Origin of the sequence: Ruminococcus bromii, assembly GCF_002834225.1 — a bacterium.
Classification (GTDB): domain Bacteria; phylum Bacillota; class Clostridia; order Oscillospirales; family Acutalibacteraceae; genus Ruminococcoides; species Ruminococcoides bromii.
Genome location: NZ_NNSR01000045.1, coordinates 39,316 through 55,717, shown reverse-complemented (window position 1 = coordinate 55,717; position 16,402 = coordinate 39,316). Strand labels below are relative to the sequence as shown.

Sequence of the window (16,402 nt, the reverse complement as noted above, 5' to 3'; positions counted from 1 at the left end):
AATGCGTTGCACATAAATGTGCTTCCTATTGCTCGTTATTTCAGACAGCGCATTGCTCCCTTTATCCGCCACCGGCGGCGGTCGCAAGGCTACTAATCATTTCGTGTGCAAACACGATACGAATAAAATTATATTGGCTACAATTAACTGTGCTTTAATCCCATAATGATACCAAGGGCAATGTTTTGTTTTTCTTTTGGCAGACAACGAAATTCATTGAGAAGTTCGCATTCCGTTTCCGAAAGTTTAGACTGTGCAATTTTGTCAATCGGCTGTCTGATGTTCGTATATTCAATTATATAATCAACAGATGTATTAAAGATTGACGCAAGCTTTTTGAGCGTTGTAATGCTCGGTTCAACCTTTCCGTTTTCATATTCGCTGATTATCTTCTGCGAAAAGTTAAGTTCCATTCCCAATGCAATTTGGTTCATAGATTTTTCTTTTCGTAGTTCCTTAATTCTTTGCATTTGTCGTACCCGCTCCATAAATTATACTTTGTGAGTATAATATTATAACTTTTTGTTGACAATTTTATACAATATGGGTATAATTCAAGTGAATAAAGTATATAAAATTATAGAACTTGCTTTTGCATTAAGTGATTTTTTAATTAGAAATAATTTAAGGAGTACGCAATGATTATTTTATTTAGTAATTGTGGTTTTGCAATTATTGCATTTTTATTTTATCTGTGTGGAAGTAATAGAGTAGCCGAAGTATTTGCTGATTTCATTGTTAACAATTGCTATTTAATATTTGCGGTTTTATTAATTATTACTTTTCTTATATCTTTCTATTTAGTTCGGAAAAATTCATTCAAATCAGTAAAAGTTACAGCTACGATTGGGTTTACAATACTTGATTTTGCAAAGGTGTTAATTTTTTATTTGTTACTTGTTACTTGGTCAATAGATTTTGTTTGTCATAATGATGTGCTGAATTCAATTATATCGTTGCTTGTGATACCTCTTGACTTAATGTTCATAAGTTCTATATGTGTAGTACCGACATTTATTTTAAGGTTAAAATATGCAGAATACGGTAATATTTTAAATATATGTTTAGTAATGGCATTGGATTTATTTTTAACAATACTATTTGTCATACTCATTCGTTTGCTAATAGCGGAAAGTTTTCTCACAACCTATTCAATAATATCATCTAATGAATGGTGGGAAAATATTCTTAACATTGCAAGAAAATGATGATTGCATACAAAAACAGACTGATAATCTGTCAGTCTGTTTTTTGTATGAAAGTTATTGTTAATCAGTAGGGGCGTTCATCGGACGCCCGCTTTGATGAAATTATTTGTTTATTCACATAATTTTTGATGTGATGAAAACTGTGTATAATCTGTAGCGGCGGTCATTGACCGCCAATCGTACCGATTGTAAAATCGATGCGATTTAACACAAATTATGCTCGAGCGTAAAATTGTTACCTTTTCTACAATGCAATGTAGCGGCGAACCTCGTTCTCCGCTACATTATTTCGGTAACTGCATTTCATTTATAAAATTTGTTTTAACATATAATTTATGCCTTTACTTGGCGGGCGTCCGATGAACGCCCCTACAATATGACGGTAGTTTTGCGACATTAATAAAATGTTCCCTTACGAACTCGGTTGTGTGGCAGTTTTACTGCACATTTTGCCGTCAACATCTGTGTAGTATTCGCCTTTGAGCAGAATTTGCGAAATCGGAACGATTTCGTAGCCCTCGGACTTGATTGCCTCGATTACCGTCGGCAATGCTTCGGGGGTATTTTTTGCACCGTTATGCATCAATATAATACTGCCGTTCTTGATTTTTTTCATAATATTCTGCTTTATCTGCTCGGGAGTAGGATCTTTCCAGTCGAGCGAATCGACATCCCATTGCACGCAATACATATTACATCCGTTGACCGACTTTACAACATCATTGTTGTAATCGCCGTAGGGGGCTCGGAACAGGGTGGGGGTTTTGCCCGTAAGCTCCTTGATTTTTTCGTTGCAGGACTGAATCTGACCGACCATATCGGACGATGACATCTGCGTCATATGCGGATGCGTGTTGCTGTGATTGCCAACATCATGACCGTGCTTTGCAATATCCTTTACGCTGTCGGGATAATTCTTAACCCAGTCGCCCACAAGGAAAAATGTTGATTTCACCTTGTATTTATCAAGAATTTCAAGCAGATGCTCGGTCTGTTCATTGCCCCATGCCGCATCAAACGACAGGGCAACCTGCTTTTTGTCCGTGTCAACATAGTAAATGGGAATTTCACGCTGAGCAGCCGCACTCTGAACGGCTCGAACGGTTGATGTGACTGCAATTGCCCCTGCAAGCACTCCGATTAAAAGACAGAATCCGATTGATATTAGATTTCGTTTTGTTATGATATACAAACGCATAAAATCCCCTCCATACCAAATTTATATGAAGGGGATTTTTATTTATTCATATTTTGTTTTAATTAGGTGCGTTCATTGGGCGATAGCAGTCAAGTTAGCCCTCAATATGCCATTCAATGCCGTCTTTTGTGTCCTTGACAACAACTTTCATCTCTTTAAGCTTGTCACGGATAGCGTCGGCTGTCGCCCAGTCCTTATCGGCACGGGCCTTTGTACGCTGTGCAATAAGCTCCTCAACTTCCTTGGCAAAGTCATCGTCAGCGTCCGCTTTGTTGCTTTCGGGAACTTTTGTAAGGTCGAGTGAAAGCACCTTGTCAAATTCGCCGATTACATAAAGCTTTGTCGCATCGTCAGCGTCAGCTTTGAGAACATCATAAACGCAGGTGAGCGCAAGAGATGTGTTGAGGTCATTGTCGAGTGCCTCACGGAATCCCTTTGTAAGCTCCTCAGCCTTTGCCATATCAGGCTCACCGTCCCTTGAAAGAGCGGAAATTCTCTTTACAAGCTTGTTGTAGGCTGTGGCTGTGTTGTCAAGGTTGTCATATGAGAATGTGAGCGGCTTGCGGTAGTGGCTCTGGAGGCAGAACATTCTGTAAACAAGCGGATTGTACCCCTTTTCTTCAAGAAGTGAAACTGTAAGAAAACCGCCCTTTGACTTGCTCATCTTGCCTCTTGCATCGTTGAGGTGAAGTACATGGAACCAGTACGGACACCACTTGTGACCGAGAAAAGCCTCGCTCTGTGCAATTTCGTTTGTGTGGTGGGGGAAAGCGTTGTCAATGCCGCCGCAGTGAATGTCAAGATATTCACCGCAGTGCTTGTAGCTGATGCAAGAACATTCAATGTGCCAGCCCGGATAACCGACACCCCACGGACTCTCCCACTTGAGTTCCTGTGAATCAAACTTTGACTTTGTGAACCAGAGAACAAAGTCAGCCTTGTTACGCTTGTTTTCGTCCTCTTCAACGCTGTCACGAACACCGACAGCAAGGTCATCCTCATTCATATTGCCGAACACATAGTAGTTGTCGAGCTTTGAAGTGTCAAAGTAAACATTGCCGCCTGCAATGTAGGCATAGCCCTTTTCAAGCAGAACGGAAATCATATTGATAAAATCGTCAATGCAGTTTGTTGCAGGTTCTACAACATCGGGACGCTTGATGTTGAGCTTTTCGCAGTCGGCAAAAAATGCGTCTGTGTAGAACTTTGCAATCTCCATAACAGTCTTATGCTCACGCTTTGCACCTGAAAGCATCTTATCCTCGCCTGTGTCGGCATCGCTTGAAAGATGACCTACATCTGTGATGTTCATTACACGGTTTACATCATAACCCGAAAAACGAAGATACTTTTCAAGAACATCTTCCATAATATAGGTGCGAAGATTGCCGATGTGGGCATAGTGATAAACAGTAGGACCGCAGGTGTACATATTAACCTTGCCGGGTGTGTGCGGTACAAATTCCTGCTTTGTCTGTCCGAGAGAATTATATAAAATCATTTGCTATTCCTCACTTTTTACATTTTCCTTTTTCAGCTCATCAAGCTGTTTCTGAAGTTCAAAAATTTTATGCTCAAGGTTGCACAATGCAAGTGCAACCGGATCCGATACATGAATCTGGTCAAGGGTTTCACTGCGAACACCGTTGACTTTTACTACTCTTGCCGGAACGCCGACAGCCGTTGCATTCGGCGGAACTTCGCTTAAAACAACCGCACCTGCGGCAATTCTTGCGTTGTCACCAACCTTGAACGGACCGAGAACCTTTGCCCCCGAGCCGACAAGCACATTATTGCCGAGCGTGGGGTGTCTTTTTCCCGTTTCTTTGCCTGTTCCTCCGAGAGTAACATTCTGATAGATGGTGCAGTTGTCACCGATTACTGTAGTTTCGCCGATAACAACGCCCATTCCGTGATCTATAAAAAGTCCCTTACCGATTGTTGCGCCGGGATGAATCTCAATTCCCGTCTTGTGACGACTGCGCTGAGAAATCCACCTTGCAAGAAACTTGAGGTTGTGTCGCAAACACCAGTTGGCTTTTCGGTGAGAACGCACCGCCTTGAAACCCGAGTAGAGAAAAAACACCTCTGCTCTGCTCCTTGCGGCAGGATCACGCTCCATAACCGCATCAATATCCGCTTTCAGGTTTTTAAACACGCAATCACCCTCCTGTCAAGACCGTGAGAGTCTGTTCTCAGGTCTGAGAAATAAACTGTCTGTTCTGAACTATATATACAACGCCCGAAATGATTGTGAATACAACCGAAATCCAGATGAGAATTTCTCCCACCACAAAGAAAATCGGTCCAAATGTTGCCGTGTTTATAAAATTAAGTCCGACTTCGGGCAGTTCAAGCACGATTTGCATTGCAATTACTGCAATTATAGCAATCATCTGTGAAACCGTCTTTGCTTTGCCCCACATATTGGCGGCAACAACCTTGCCTTTTGAGGCGGCAATCAGCCGTATTGAGGTGACGGAAAATTCACGGAAAAGCACGATTATAACCGCAACACAGTCACATATTCCAAGCTGTACAAAGCACAGAAAGGCGGCAAGTACAAGAATTTTGTCTGCAAGCGGATCTGCAAATTTTCCGAAGTCTGTTACAAGACCGTTTTTTCTTGCAATTTTTCCGTCAAACATATCTGTGAGTGATGCCATTACAAAAATAATCAGGGCAACGGCATTGTTGAGCGGAAAGTTTGCAAGCAATGCCGCCACAAAGAACGGAACAAGAATTATTCGTCCTACTGTCAGTTTATTTGGTAAGTTCATTTTATGTGCCTTTCAAAGTTAAATATTATGAAATTGCTGAGTCTTTTAGCCACTTAGTCGATTTTGCCGACAAATTCGCCGACAGAATCGCAGCCTGTGTAATCGGTTACACGCACCTTGACAAAATCTCCTGCCTTTGGCTTTTCACCGTCACAGGTGAAGAATACACAGCCGTCAACCTCGGGGGCGTCGGCATAACTTCTGCCGAAGAAACATTCGGCAAGCTTGTCAAAGCCTTCAACAAGAACTTCAATCTCTTTGCCAACAAGGCTTTCACAGTATTCAGCCATAACCTGCTGTTGATGCTCCATAATAATATCGGCACGCTTTTGCTTGATTTCATCGTCAATTTGGTCGGGCATTTCAGCCGCCTTTGTGTCTTCCTCGGGAGAGTAGGCAAAACAGCCGAGTCGCTGAAACTTCATCTCAGCGGCAAACTCTGCAAGCTCATTGAACTGCTCCTCGGTTTCACCGGGGAAACCTGTAATAAAGGTTGAGCGGAAGATTACATTCGGAATTTTATCCTTAATCTTGTTCATAAGTGCAGTAAGGCTTTCTCTGTCGCCGTGACGGTTCATTCTGCGGAGAACATCCCCGTCACAATGCTGGAGCGGAATATCCATATATTTTACAATCTTATCTTCACTTGCTATTGTGTCAATAAGCTCGTCTGTAATTCTGTCGGGATAGCAGTAGAGAACCCTTATCCATTTAAAGCCGTCAATCCTACAAAGTCTTCTGAGAAGTTCTGCAAGCATCGGTTTGCCGTATTTATCCTCACCGAAACGGGTTGTGTCCTGAGCAATTACATTGAGTTCCCTGACTCCACGCTCGGCAAGACCTTCCGCCTCTTTTACAACATCTTCAATATCTCTGCTGCGGAATCTTCCTCGAATCATCGGGATTGCACAGTAGGAACAACGGTTGTCGCAACCCTCGGCAATCTTGAGATAAGCAGTGTAGGGGGGAGTTGAAAGGATTCTTCCGCCCTCAAGCGGCAGACAAACCTTGTCGGGGAAGCTTTCGCACTTCTGTCCGTCAAGTGTTTTCAAAACGATGTCTGCGATAGTTTCGTTAGCACCGATTCCGATAACCGAGTCAACCTCGTAAAGCTGTTCGGAAATTTCCGATTTATATCTTTGAGCAAGACAGCCTGTTACGATGATTGCCTTGATTTTGCCCTCGTCCTTGAGCTTGCCGAGTTCAATAATTTCGTTAATGCTTTCCTGCTTTGCACTTTCGATAAATCCGCAGGTGTTTACAATTACTGCGTCCGCATCTGCCGGATCGTTCACAATAATAAATCCTCTGTTCTTGAGTGTGTACAAAAGCATCTCGGCGTCAACCTGATTTTTTGCACAACCGAGTGATACAATGCCTACTTTATAATTCATAATCAGTCTTCCTCTGTGTATTCTCTGAGGACGGTCTTAATGTCATCCCATCCGTATCCGAGCCTTTGCAGAGCGGCAACGGCTCTTCGCCTTATTTTTTCATCATTTATGTTTTTATATTTTCTGTCGATAACCGCCCTTATTCCGTCACATGGATCAAAGTCGATTTCTTCGATAATCTCTTCTGCAAGTTCACGGTCAATTCCCTTTTGAACAAGCTGTCTTACCGCACCTCTCGGAGCATTATGTTTTGAAAACAAAAGCTGTTCGGCATATCGTCTTGCAAAGTTTTCATCATTTACAAGACCGAGTTCTTCCATTCGCTCAACAGCCTTTTCCGCCGATTCTTCATCACAGGTGCGTTTGATTTTGTCGGTGAGTTCTTTTTTTGAGTGGTCACGATAGGAAATAAGCCACAAAGCCTTTTCCTTTGCACGGCGCTCATTGCTTAGCCTGATAATCTCGTGCAGATCCTCGTCATCAATTTCTCTGCCGACATCAAATCGGTTTTCAATAACTGTGCGTGCGTCAAGATTCATAACATATTCGCCGTCAATGTAGAGCGCACACATCGCCTTTCTTCGTGGTTCAACTGCGGTTATAAGCATCAGTCGTCAACCAGAACATCAATTTTTGCACCGCTCTTTTTGTCTGTCTTATCCGCAGAATCAGGCTTGATTTCTTGGTTTGCAGACGGAACTTCGGTAATTTTTACCTTTGGAGCAGGCTTTTTGCGTTCATAAAGCTTGTCAATATTTTCCCAGAGTTTCTTCTCAATTTCAGCAGCAAGCTCCTTGTCGGTTTTGAGAAGTTCCTTGACCTTGTCACGTCCCTGTCCGAGTCGTCTGCCGTCATAGCTGAACCATGCTCCTGCTTTTTGAACAATCTCAGCCTTTACGGCAAGGTCAAGAAGCTCGCCCTCACGGGAAATGCCTTCACCGTACATAATATCAAATTCAGCTTCACGGAACGGGGGAGCAATCTTGTTTTTTACAACCTTTGCTCTTGTATGTGAACCGACCATTTCACCGCCTGATTTAAGGGTTTCAACCCTTCTTATATCAATACGAACGGAGCTGTAGAACTTGAGCGCACGACCGCCGGTTGTAACCTCGGGGTTACCGTAGGTTACACCTACTTTTTCACGCAACTGGTTAATGAAGATTGCAACGCAGTTTGACTTTGAAATTGCACCTGCGAGTTTACGCAGTGCCTGTGACATAAGTCTTGCGTGCAGACCTACATGGCTGTCACCCATTTCGCCCTCAATTTCAGCCTTTGGAACAAGAGCGGCAACGGAGTCGATTACGATAACATCAATCGCACCGCTTCGGATAAGCGCCTCTGCAATTTCAAGAGCGTCTTCACCTGTGTCCGGCTGTGAAACGAGGAGTGAATCAACATCAACACCGAGAGCTGCCGCATATGTCGGATCGAGTGCATGCTCAACATCAATAAATGCAACATTGCCGCCGTTTTTCTGTCCCTCTGCAATGCAGTGGAGAGAAAGTGTTGTTTTACCCGAAGATTCAGGTCCGTAAATCTCAACAATTCTTCCGCGGGGAAGTCCGCCGATTCCGAGTGCAATATCAAGCGAAAGCGAACCTGTTGAGATGTGTTCAATGTTCATATGTTTATTTTCGCCAAGACGCATTACAGCACCCTTGCCGAACTGTTTTTCAATTTGTGTGAGCGCAGTTTCAAGCGCTTTGTTTTTATCTACTGCCATTTCATATACCTCCGTACTCCGCAAAGGGAGCTGATGTTTTTCAGTCTGTAACATAACCGTCACTTCAACGGCGGTTATGTTCGCACTAAGATTATAAAATATGTGAGGGGAAAATGCAATAATTTGGCGGTAATTTTATCGAACAAATTTTCTAAAATCAGAGCAAAGTCCCAATAATCGCCCTCTGCACACCGCCAAAGTCGAGCGAAATTTTAAAATCCGAAAAGCCTTTGTCAGTCATAAGTGCCTTTACTGCGTCAGCCTGACCTTCTCCGAGTTCAAATGCAAGTGCACCGCCCTTTTTGAGTTTTCTGCTCCAACGGCTCACTATTTCACGGTAAAAATCGCAGCCGTCCTCGCCGCCGTCAAGCGCAAGCCTCGGTTCAAGCTGAACCTCTTTTTGAAGTGTTTCTATGTCGGCTGATTTTATATAAGGCGGATTTGAAACGATGAGGTCAAGCCCGCCGTCTGCAAATGTATCGCAGATTTTGAGAGCGTCAGCCATAACAGGCTTTACTGACGAATTGTTTTCTTTTACATTTGTTTCAAGATATGAAAAAGCGGTTTCGTCAATTTCAACTGCCGTAACCTTTGCACCTGAAATTTTATCAAGTGCAACGGCAATTGCACCGCTTCCCGAACAGAGGTCAACCGTTTTTTTATCGGCTCTGTTTTTGAGAAAATCAATGCAGAGATTGACAACCACTTCCGTGTCATCACGGGGTATAAGCACGCCTCTGCCCACCTTAAAATCGAATCCCATAAAGCTCCATTCGCCGAGAATATACTGCAACGGCTCGCCTGAAATTCGTCTTTCTATAAAATTTAAAAAGTTATGCGAACAGTTTTCATCGGCTTTATCAGTTTTGTGAATGATAAAGCCGACTCTGTCAAGCGAAAAAGCCTTTTGTAAAAGACTTTGCGCCTCAAATTTTGAATTTTCAATATTATTATTTTCAAGCAGTTTAAGTCCGCTTTGATAAATTTCGTTTACAGTCATTACTTGCTTACAATGTCCGAGCCGTCCTCGGGGATAACAGCCTTGATAGCCTCAATTGCAACTTCAATCATAGTGTCGTCAGGCTCTTTTGTTGTGATTCTCTGCGCCCAAAGTCCGGGAGCGGCAATGATTCTTGTTGCGGCATTGTCGTGCTTACCGCAGATTTTGATAAGCTCGTAACCGATTCCGCATGAAACGGGGAGAAGAAGAATCTTGAATACAGGTCTTAAAAATCCGATGCCGAAGGGTGCAACAGGAACGAAAAGACCGACAAGAATGCCGACAATCAGCATAAGAACCATAAAGCTTGTTCCGCATCTCGGGTGAAAACGGCTCTGCTTTTTAACATTTTCAACTGTGAGTTCTTCTTCGTTTTCGTAGCAGAAAATTGTCTTGTGCTCGGCACCGTGGTACATAAACACCCTTTTCATTTCTGTCATTTGTGAACATACTATAATATAAAGTAAGAAAAGAATAATCTTGAGAACACCCTCAAAAACAGACTTCCAGAAAACAGCGTTTCCGCCGTCACCCTTGAAAGCCGGCACAACATTTGCACTGAGGTCAAACAGGAAAGAGGGGACAAAGAAGAAAAGTCCCACGGCAAGCGCAACACCGAGGATTGACGCAATTACCATCATAACCTTAACAAGCTTGTCGCCGAATTTATCGTCAAGCCATTTTTCAAACTTTGACGGTTCTTCTTCAATTTCGGTTGATTCAATTGCCTTATCGGCAGAGAGCATAAGTGCTTTGTAGGAAAGTCGCATTGAGTCAATAAGACCTGCGATTCCTCTGAGAAACGGAAGCTTGAAAAGCTTACATTTTGAGGGAATTGTGTTTATGCTTATATCCTCGCTGTAAATCTTGTCGGGTGCGGTACGGACACACACAGTTGTGCGCTTCGGACCTCTCATCATAATGCCTTCAATCAGGGCGCTGCCGCCGATTGAGGTGATTTTTTTAGTAGTATTTTTAGCCATTAGCTGTTCCTTTCTGTATTAGGTTGCACAGAGAAATAAGATTAAAGCTTAATGTTTTCGGGAAGTGAGTTTTCACTGCCCTCTTTATATACAGGGAAGGTGAGCGTTACGGTTGTGCCGACGCCCTCTCCGCTTTCGATATTAAGTGAACCGTTGTGGAGGTTCATAATCTCATCGGCAACCGCAAGTCCGATTCCCGAACCGCCGACAGTCTGGTTTGCTTTGTAGAATTTTTCCTTAACCTTTGGAAGATCCTCGGCAGAAATTCCGCAACCCGTGTCGGTTATTACAATCTTGATAATATCGGGTTCATCTTTGCTGTAGATTACCTGAGCGGCAACAACACCGCCCTTTGGTGTGTATTTCAACGCATTGTCAAGCACATTGAGGAAAACCTGCTTGAGCCTGTTTTTATCGCCGTAAACGGCAGGATAAACAGCCTCGGGTTCATCATAGAGAAGATGCTTGCCCTCTGTAACGGCTCTTTCCTTTAAAAAGTAAACCGCATCGTCAAATTCGGCAAGAATGTCAAGCTTTTCCTTGATGAGCTTCATTCTTCCGCTCTGAATACGGCTGAAGTCAAGAAGCTCTTCTACAATGCTTGTAAGGCGTGAACTTTCATTGATAATAACTCCCATACCGCGGTCAAAGGTTTTGCGGTCAAGCTTTCCTCTTTCGGAAAGCTGCATTGTTTCAGCCCAGCCCTTAATCGCCGTAAGCGGAGTACGCAACTCGTGTGATACTCGTGAAATAAAATCGTTTTTCATCTGATCGGCTGTCTGCAAATCAAGAGCCATATCGCTGATTGCGTCACAGAGGTCGCCGATTTCATCGTCATATTTGTACTCGATTTTTTTAGCCTGCGAAAAGTCGCCGTGGGCAATCTTGCTTGAAATCTCCGAAAGCTTTCTTATAGGTGCAACGATTGAACGGATAAACATAAGTCCCGACAAAATTACAAGTGCAATTATAACAATACCGCTTATGATAATCCCTGCAGATACAAGCACGATTGCAGTATTCACCTGTTCCATAGAAACAATATATCTTACCGCACCGACGCAGGTTCCGTTTTCGTTGGTGATAATTCTCGTCTGGCTCATAGCACTTTCGCCCGATGAAAGCTTGCCGTTCCAGTAGGCATATCCGCTTTCATCAGAGAGAGCCTCGTTAAAGTCGGGAATCTGTTCGTTTTCATCGGGAGTGAATCCTGTTGAAGTCATAACAACTCTGCCGGAAGAATTGATTACGATAACCTCCATTTCTTCCTTTTTGTCAAAGTTTTCAACATAATCACGGGCAGACGCCACAAATGAGGTTGAACTGTCGCTTTGAAATCCCGAGAAAACAAGAGAAAGCTCACTGCTTGTTGTATTCAAATTTTGTTCAACGCTGTTTTGAAAAATATATGTAACAATAAAAATAAGGCTGACAACAATAAGTATTATGATTGTCAGTACGACGCTCAATGTGTTGAGCATCCATCTTTTTGAAATGCCCTTAAAAATTGTTGCCGTCCTCCTTTGTATAGATTATGTGCGGGATTTTGTCGGAATTATTCGCCTGAATCCCACTTGTAGCCGAGTCCCCAAACGGTGATGATGTGCTTGGGATTTGACGGCTCGTCCTCAACCTTCATCCTGAGCCTGCGGATATTAACATCGACAATTTTATCCTCGCCGACATAAGCGTCACCCCATACATGATTGAGGATATCAATTCTGTCAAGCGCAGCACCCGGATTTGAAAAGAAGTACTCCATAATCTGAAATTCAACCTGTGTCAGTTCAATCATCTTGCCGCTTTTCATAAGAGCACGGTTGCGAAGATTAAGTGTAAATTCACCCGATTTAAGTTCTTCCTTAAAGTTGTTTTCTGAATGTGACTGTGCAAGTGCAACCCTTCTGTAGAGTGAGTCAACTCTCGCAAGAAGCTCGCTCGGTGAGAATGGCTTTGTAACATAGTCGTCTGCACCGAGCATAAGACCTGTTACCTTGTCCATTTCCTGTGTTTTTGCGGAAAGCATAATAATTCCGATTCCACCGTTGCGGTTTCTCAGCTCCTTACAAACCTGAAAGCCGTCAATGCCCGGCATCATAACATCAAGAATTGCAACATCAAAGTCACCGTTATTATCTTCATATTTTTGCAAAGCCGCTTCGCCGCAGTCTGCCTCAACTACTTCGTAGCCTGCTCTTGTAAGATTGATAACGACAAAGTCACGAATTGCCGCCTCGTCCTCACAAACAAGAATTTTTTTCATACCAAAACCTCCGTTACTATGGTCAGATTCCCGATTGAACAAGTGTCATAAAACCGGTTTTAATTTCGTCATCACTGAGCGAAATCTGTGTGTCGGGATTTATATTATTAAATGTATATGCATATTTATCGTCTTTTGTAATAAGTGTAAAATTGTTTGATTTTCCGGATTCCCATTCGTTTATCGGCAGCACCTTTATTTCAAAAAGCTCCGTGTCAAGCTTTGAGCCGTTCCATGCGAAAAATGAGGTAGTTCCTTTTTTTAGGTCTGTAATTGCCGTAACCTTGTTTTCGTCCCACTTATCGGGATAGCTCATCATAAACATAAAATCATAGTTTATAACGGCTGTCTGTTTTTTTATAAGATTTTCTTTTACGGTATCAAAGCTGTTCCAGATAATTTTGTCTGCATAGATGTTTTTGGTGTCGCCCTTTTGTTTTGGAAGAGCAAGTGTAACCGGAATCTCAAGACTGCCGTCTTTGTCAATGTCGGAACAAATAACAGACGAGGTGCGTTCGGAAATGTTCTTTGTCTTTTCCTTAAACATAGGATTACGCAGAATTGCAAGGTCACGGCTGTAAAAGATAACCTGTGTGTTCGTAATCTCACTTGCCGAGGTTCCGTCAACGACAATTCCCGTAATATCGTTATCAAGCTTTGTAACGGCAATGTTCTTGTACTTTACAACATTCGGATCCATGTTTGCCATTGCTTTGGCATACAGGCTTTTGCTGTCCTCGTTGTAATCAAGCATTGACGCAAGAGCCTCGTTTTCGGTTGTGTAGAGAACAAGTGATATAATTTCGTTTGTTCCGTCACCGTCAAAATCTCCGGTAACAAAGCTTGAACAGCTCTGTCCGGACCCGATGTCGCTTGTTTTTCCGTCTGAGTAGGAATAGCAGGAAAGCTTGCCGACATTCGGAGTGTAGGTTGTTGAATTAACGATGATTTCAGCCTTTCCGTTGCCGGTAACATCGGCAAAATCGACGCTGTCAATATCCGTTGTTTCAAAGATGTTGTCGGATGCAATCTTCCACGAATTATCCTTTGAATACATAACGAGCATATGTACCGAAGAGGTTTCGGCACTGTTGCGGAAAAAAGCAACAGCCTCGTTGCTTTCGTTGCCGTCAAGGTCGGTCATAATTATCGCACTGCGGAATTTTCCGTTTTTAGGATACTTAAGCGTGTATCCGCTGTCAGCCGTTTTGGCAATAAGCTGTTCAATTTCAGCCTCATCGCCGACTGCCTTGGGAGGTCGGAGGAGATTGTCGGCACTGAAATCGGAAATATTGCAGCCGCTCATGCATAAAAGCATTGAGCCGAAAAGCACAGCCGAAATCAGTTTTTTAATCTTCACAAAAAATCCCCCTGCCATTTATTTTGATTCTTTAAGTCTTTTGCCTTGCAATAAGATACTTGATTTTTATGCCCTCCTCGGAGAACATTTTTTCATGCTCTGTTTCAATATTGTCCGTAACATTGCTTGCGTGCAAATCACGGGTAAGGTACAAAATCTCATATCCGCTCTGCTCAAAGTATTCAAGACTTTCGTCAAAAAGCTCGTCATCGTCCGTTTTAAAACGGATTTCGCTGTCAGGCTTCAAAAATGTTTTGTACATTTCAAGCTTTTTGTAGTATGTAAGTCTGCGCTTTTTGTGCTTTGCTCTCGGCCACGGATTACAGAAGTTTATGAAAAGTCTGTCAATCTTATCGTCAGCCGTAATAATTTTGTCAAGCATTTCAACATTGTACTTTACAAGCAGAAGATTTGTAATATCATCCTGCGTTTTGCCTGCGTCCTCAAAAAGCTTTACAATTGTTCTTCTGCCGACGCCGAGCATATCAACCTTGATGTCAAGTGCGATAATGTTTTTGTCGGGATTTTTAAGCGCAAGCTGTCCCGCAAAACCGCCCTTGCCGCAGCCGATTTCAAGATACAATGGCTGTTCCTTTTTGAAAGCCTGCATCCATTTTCCTGCGTATTCCTCAGGATTTTTTACATAAAAGTCGCAAACGGAAAGCTCCGGTTCTGCCCATTTCTTTTTTCTGATTCTCATAATACCTCATTTTGCGGTGCGTACAGACGGCGCACTACCACATATAGTAATTTACCGTATCATTATATCAAATTGTAACAAATTATGCAACAAATATTTTGATAATGATGCTTACAGGTTAAATAAATTTAATCATATCGTCACAGGATTGCGATTTTGTAAAAATAATGTCGGAAAATTTCTCTGAAAGCCTGTTTACAAGCGGCAAAATTACAACATCTTCACTTTTGAAGTGACCTGCGTCAATAATGTCAATTCCGAGTGATTTTGCGGCGATAATCTCATGGTGCTTGATTTCTCCCGTGACAAGCACATCAACACCCACCAAAGCCGCATCAAACACATTTGAACCGCCTGCACCCGATGATACGGCAACCTTTTTAACCCTGTCTTTAATGTCGGTGTAGCGAAGTCCCTTGCAGTCAAGATTTTTCTTTGCAAGCTTTGCAAAATCGTGAATATCGGTTTCGCTTTCGAGCTCGCCCGTGAACATACACTCGCCAAACTCCGACAGCACGGGATTTTTGACTCCGAGTGCGTCTGCAAGGCAGATGTTTACTCCGAACTTTTCGCTGAGATCAAGGTTGGTGTGCATACAAACGGCGGAAATTCCCTTTTGTGCAAGCATATAGGGAACGGAAGAAGGCGAAAGCCTTTTTATAGGGGCAAAAATTACGGGATGATGACTGATAATCAGCTCACATCCCAGACTTTCCGCCTCATTCACAACATCCTCCGTAATGTCAAGAGCGACAAGCACACGGCTTACGGCTGTGCATTTGTCGCCCACAATAAGCCCTGCGTTGTCAAAACTCATCTGAGTTGCACAGGGCGCAAATTCTTCAAAAAAATTAAGTATATCGTTTATGGTTTTCACTTAAAGCTCTCCTCAAGAATGCGTGCGGTTTCGGCACAGACAGGGTTGCCCTTAGCCTGTTTTAAAAGTCTGCGCACACAGCCTTCAATAAATCTGCGGTGCATGGGGTTGTTTTTCGGATCAAGTCCGTAAAGGTAGAGGTCACTCTCGGATACCGTGCGAACCTCGCCGCTGTATTCGGCAAGAATTACCGTGTAGCACTTGTTTGCGGCAGTACAGCAGTCACGCTTGATAACGCTGAAACCGTTTGCAAACAGCCAACGCATAAGCTCCTCACTCTTGGTCATAGGCTGAAGAATAAAGTGCTTTGACCTGTCCTTTGAAAACTCCCAGTTTTCGATAATCTGCGAAATGAGTTCTCCGCCCATTCCTGCAATTACTATGTCATCAGCCTCATCGCCCGAAATTTTTTCAAGACCGTTTGAAAGCCTTGCTTCAATTCGATTGTTAAGACCGCTGTTGTTAATTGTTTCAATTCCCCGTTCAAGGGGCAGGGGGTTGATGTCTGCGGCAATCGCTGTGTCGCATCTGCCAATACGGCACAGCCACACCGGAAGATAGGCATGGTCTGTGCCGATATCGGCAACCTTTGCTCCGTCACGCACAAAGTCCGCACAAAGTGCAAGACGGTTATCAAGCGAAAAATCAGATGCGCCGTTCATTATGCAATTGCTTTGTTAAGGTCTGCAACGAGTGCGTCTGCGTCTGCACCGTGTACCATACAAGCTTCTTCAATCGTTTCGCCTCGTGATGCAGGACAGCCAAGGCAGTGCATACCGATGCTGAAGAAAAGCTCTGCTGTGTCGGGGTACTGATCAAGAACATCACCGATTATTGAATTCTTTGTAATTTCCATTATAAAAAACCTCCTGTGTCATGAAACTGCAACACCGCCTCGGTGTCGCATTAT

Annotated in this window: 18 protein-coding genes; 1 reads left to right on the top strand and 17 read right to left on the bottom strand. The window is 43.1% G+C overall.

What is annotated here, in order from left to right; translation table 11 throughout:
• Positions 1-143: 143 nt before the first annotated feature.
• On the bottom strand, positions 144-470 hold the full coding sequence (locus tag RBATCC27255_RS05000; RefSeq protein WP_169923259.1) for a helix-turn-helix domain-containing protein: 327 nt from the start codon (positions 468-470) through the stop codon (positions 144-146).
• 168 nt (positions 471-638) lie between these two features.
• On the opposite strand from RBATCC27255_RS05000, the gene RBATCC27255_RS04995 reads away from it, so the two are divergent.
• Positions 639-1,208 carry a hypothetical protein gene (locus RBATCC27255_RS04995; protein ID WP_101028999.1) on the top strand — a complete coding sequence of 190 codons (570 nt, stop codon included), beginning with the start codon at positions 639-641 and terminating at the stop codon, positions 1,206-1,208.
• A gap of 412 nt (positions 1,209-1,620) precedes the next feature.
• On the opposite strand, the gene RBATCC27255_RS04990 is transcribed toward RBATCC27255_RS04995, so the two are convergent.
• From RBATCC27255_RS04990 to RBATCC27255_RS04915, 16 genes are all read right to left on the bottom strand, one after another.
• Positions 1,621-2,406 (bottom strand): polysaccharide deacetylase family protein, encoded by a 786-nt coding sequence (locus tag RBATCC27255_RS04990; protein ID WP_015523319.1) that lies wholly within the window; start codon positions 2,404-2,406, stop codon positions 1,621-1,623.
• Between the two features lie 94 nt (positions 2,407-2,500).
• Complete coding sequence (gene cysS / locus RBATCC27255_RS04985) at positions 2,501-3,907, bottom strand: cysteine--tRNA ligase (protein WP_101028998.1); 1,407 nt, start codon at positions 3,905-3,907, stop codon at positions 2,501-2,503.
• Between the two features lie 3 nt (positions 3,908-3,910).
• A complete protein-coding gene (epsC, locus tag RBATCC27255_RS04980) occupies positions 3,911-4,564 on the bottom strand; it encodes a serine O-acetyltransferase EpsC (protein ID WP_101028997.1) in 654 nt (217 codons plus the stop codon).
• A gap of 37 nt (positions 4,565-4,601) precedes the next feature.
• Entirely contained in the window at positions 4,602-5,186 is a 585-nt protein-coding gene (gene pgsA, locus RBATCC27255_RS04975; protein ID WP_101028996.1) for a CDP-diacylglycerol--glycerol-3-phosphate 3-phosphatidyltransferase, read from the bottom strand.
• 53 nt (positions 5,187-5,239) lie between these two features.
• A complete protein-coding gene (gene rimO / locus RBATCC27255_RS04970; protein WP_101028995.1) occupies positions 5,240-6,580 on the bottom strand; it encodes a 30S ribosomal protein S12 methylthiotransferase RimO in 1,341 nt (446 codons plus the stop codon).
• A 2-nt stretch (positions 6,581-6,582) separates the two neighbouring features.
• Positions 6,583-7,188, bottom strand: coding sequence for a regulatory protein RecX (locus tag RBATCC27255_RS04965; protein ID WP_021882904.1), 606 nt, complete (start codon positions 7,186-7,188; stop codon positions 6,583-6,585).
• Positions 7,188-8,309, bottom strand: a complete 1,122-nt coding sequence (gene recA, locus RBATCC27255_RS04960; RefSeq protein WP_101028994.1) for a recombinase RecA — start codon at positions 8,307-8,309, stop codon at positions 7,188-7,190. Before recA ends, RBATCC27255_RS04965 begins: the two co-directional genes overlap by 1 nt.
• A gap of 157 nt (positions 8,310-8,466) precedes the next feature.
• Positions 8,467-9,309, bottom strand: a complete 843-nt coding sequence (gene prmC / locus RBATCC27255_RS04955; protein ID WP_101028993.1) for a peptide chain release factor N(5)-glutamine methyltransferase — start codon at positions 9,307-9,309, stop codon at positions 8,467-8,469.
• Complete coding sequence (locus tag RBATCC27255_RS04950) at positions 9,309-10,292, bottom strand: DUF1385 domain-containing protein (protein ID WP_021882907.1); 984 nt, start codon at positions 10,290-10,292, stop codon at positions 9,309-9,311. The genes prmC and RBATCC27255_RS04950 overlap by 1 nt, the downstream gene beginning before the upstream one ends.
• A gap of 41 nt (positions 10,293-10,333) precedes the next feature.
• Positions 10,334-11,671, bottom strand: coding sequence for a sensor histidine kinase (locus tag RBATCC27255_RS04945; protein WP_242958576.1), 1,338 nt, complete (start codon positions 11,669-11,671; stop codon positions 10,334-10,336).
• A gap of 176 nt (positions 11,672-11,847) precedes the next feature.
• On the bottom strand, positions 11,848-12,555 hold the full coding sequence (locus RBATCC27255_RS04940; protein WP_101028991.1) for a response regulator transcription factor: 708 nt from the start codon (positions 12,553-12,555) through the stop codon (positions 11,848-11,850).
• Positions 12,556-12,577: 22 nt separating this feature from the next.
• The gene (locus RBATCC27255_RS04935; RefSeq protein WP_101028990.1) at positions 12,578-13,915 is read right to left on the bottom strand and encodes an FG-GAP repeat domain-containing protein; all 1,338 of its coding nucleotides are present in this window, start codon (positions 13,913-13,915) and stop codon (positions 12,578-12,580) included.
• Between the two features lie 31 nt (positions 13,916-13,946).
• Complete coding sequence (trmB, locus tag RBATCC27255_RS04930; protein WP_101028989.1) at positions 13,947-14,615, bottom strand: tRNA (guanosine(46)-N7)-methyltransferase TrmB; 669 nt, start codon at positions 14,613-14,615, stop codon at positions 13,947-13,949.
• Positions 14,616-14,733: 118 nt separating this feature from the next.
• Entirely contained in the window at positions 14,734-15,492 is a 759-nt protein-coding gene (locus RBATCC27255_RS04925) for a Nif3-like dinuclear metal center hexameric protein (protein ID WP_101028988.1), read from the bottom strand.
• Positions 15,489-16,154, bottom strand: coding sequence for a class I SAM-dependent methyltransferase (locus tag RBATCC27255_RS04920; RefSeq protein ID WP_101028987.1), 666 nt, complete (start codon positions 16,152-16,154; stop codon positions 15,489-15,491). Before RBATCC27255_RS04920 ends, RBATCC27255_RS04925 begins: the two co-directional genes overlap by 4 nt.
• Positions 16,154-16,348, bottom strand: coding sequence for a DUF1858 domain-containing protein (locus tag RBATCC27255_RS04915; protein ID WP_015523330.1), 195 nt, complete (start codon positions 16,346-16,348; stop codon positions 16,154-16,156). The genes RBATCC27255_RS04920 and RBATCC27255_RS04915 overlap by 1 nt, the downstream gene beginning before the upstream one ends.
• Positions 16,349-16,402: the final 54 nt, after the last annotated feature.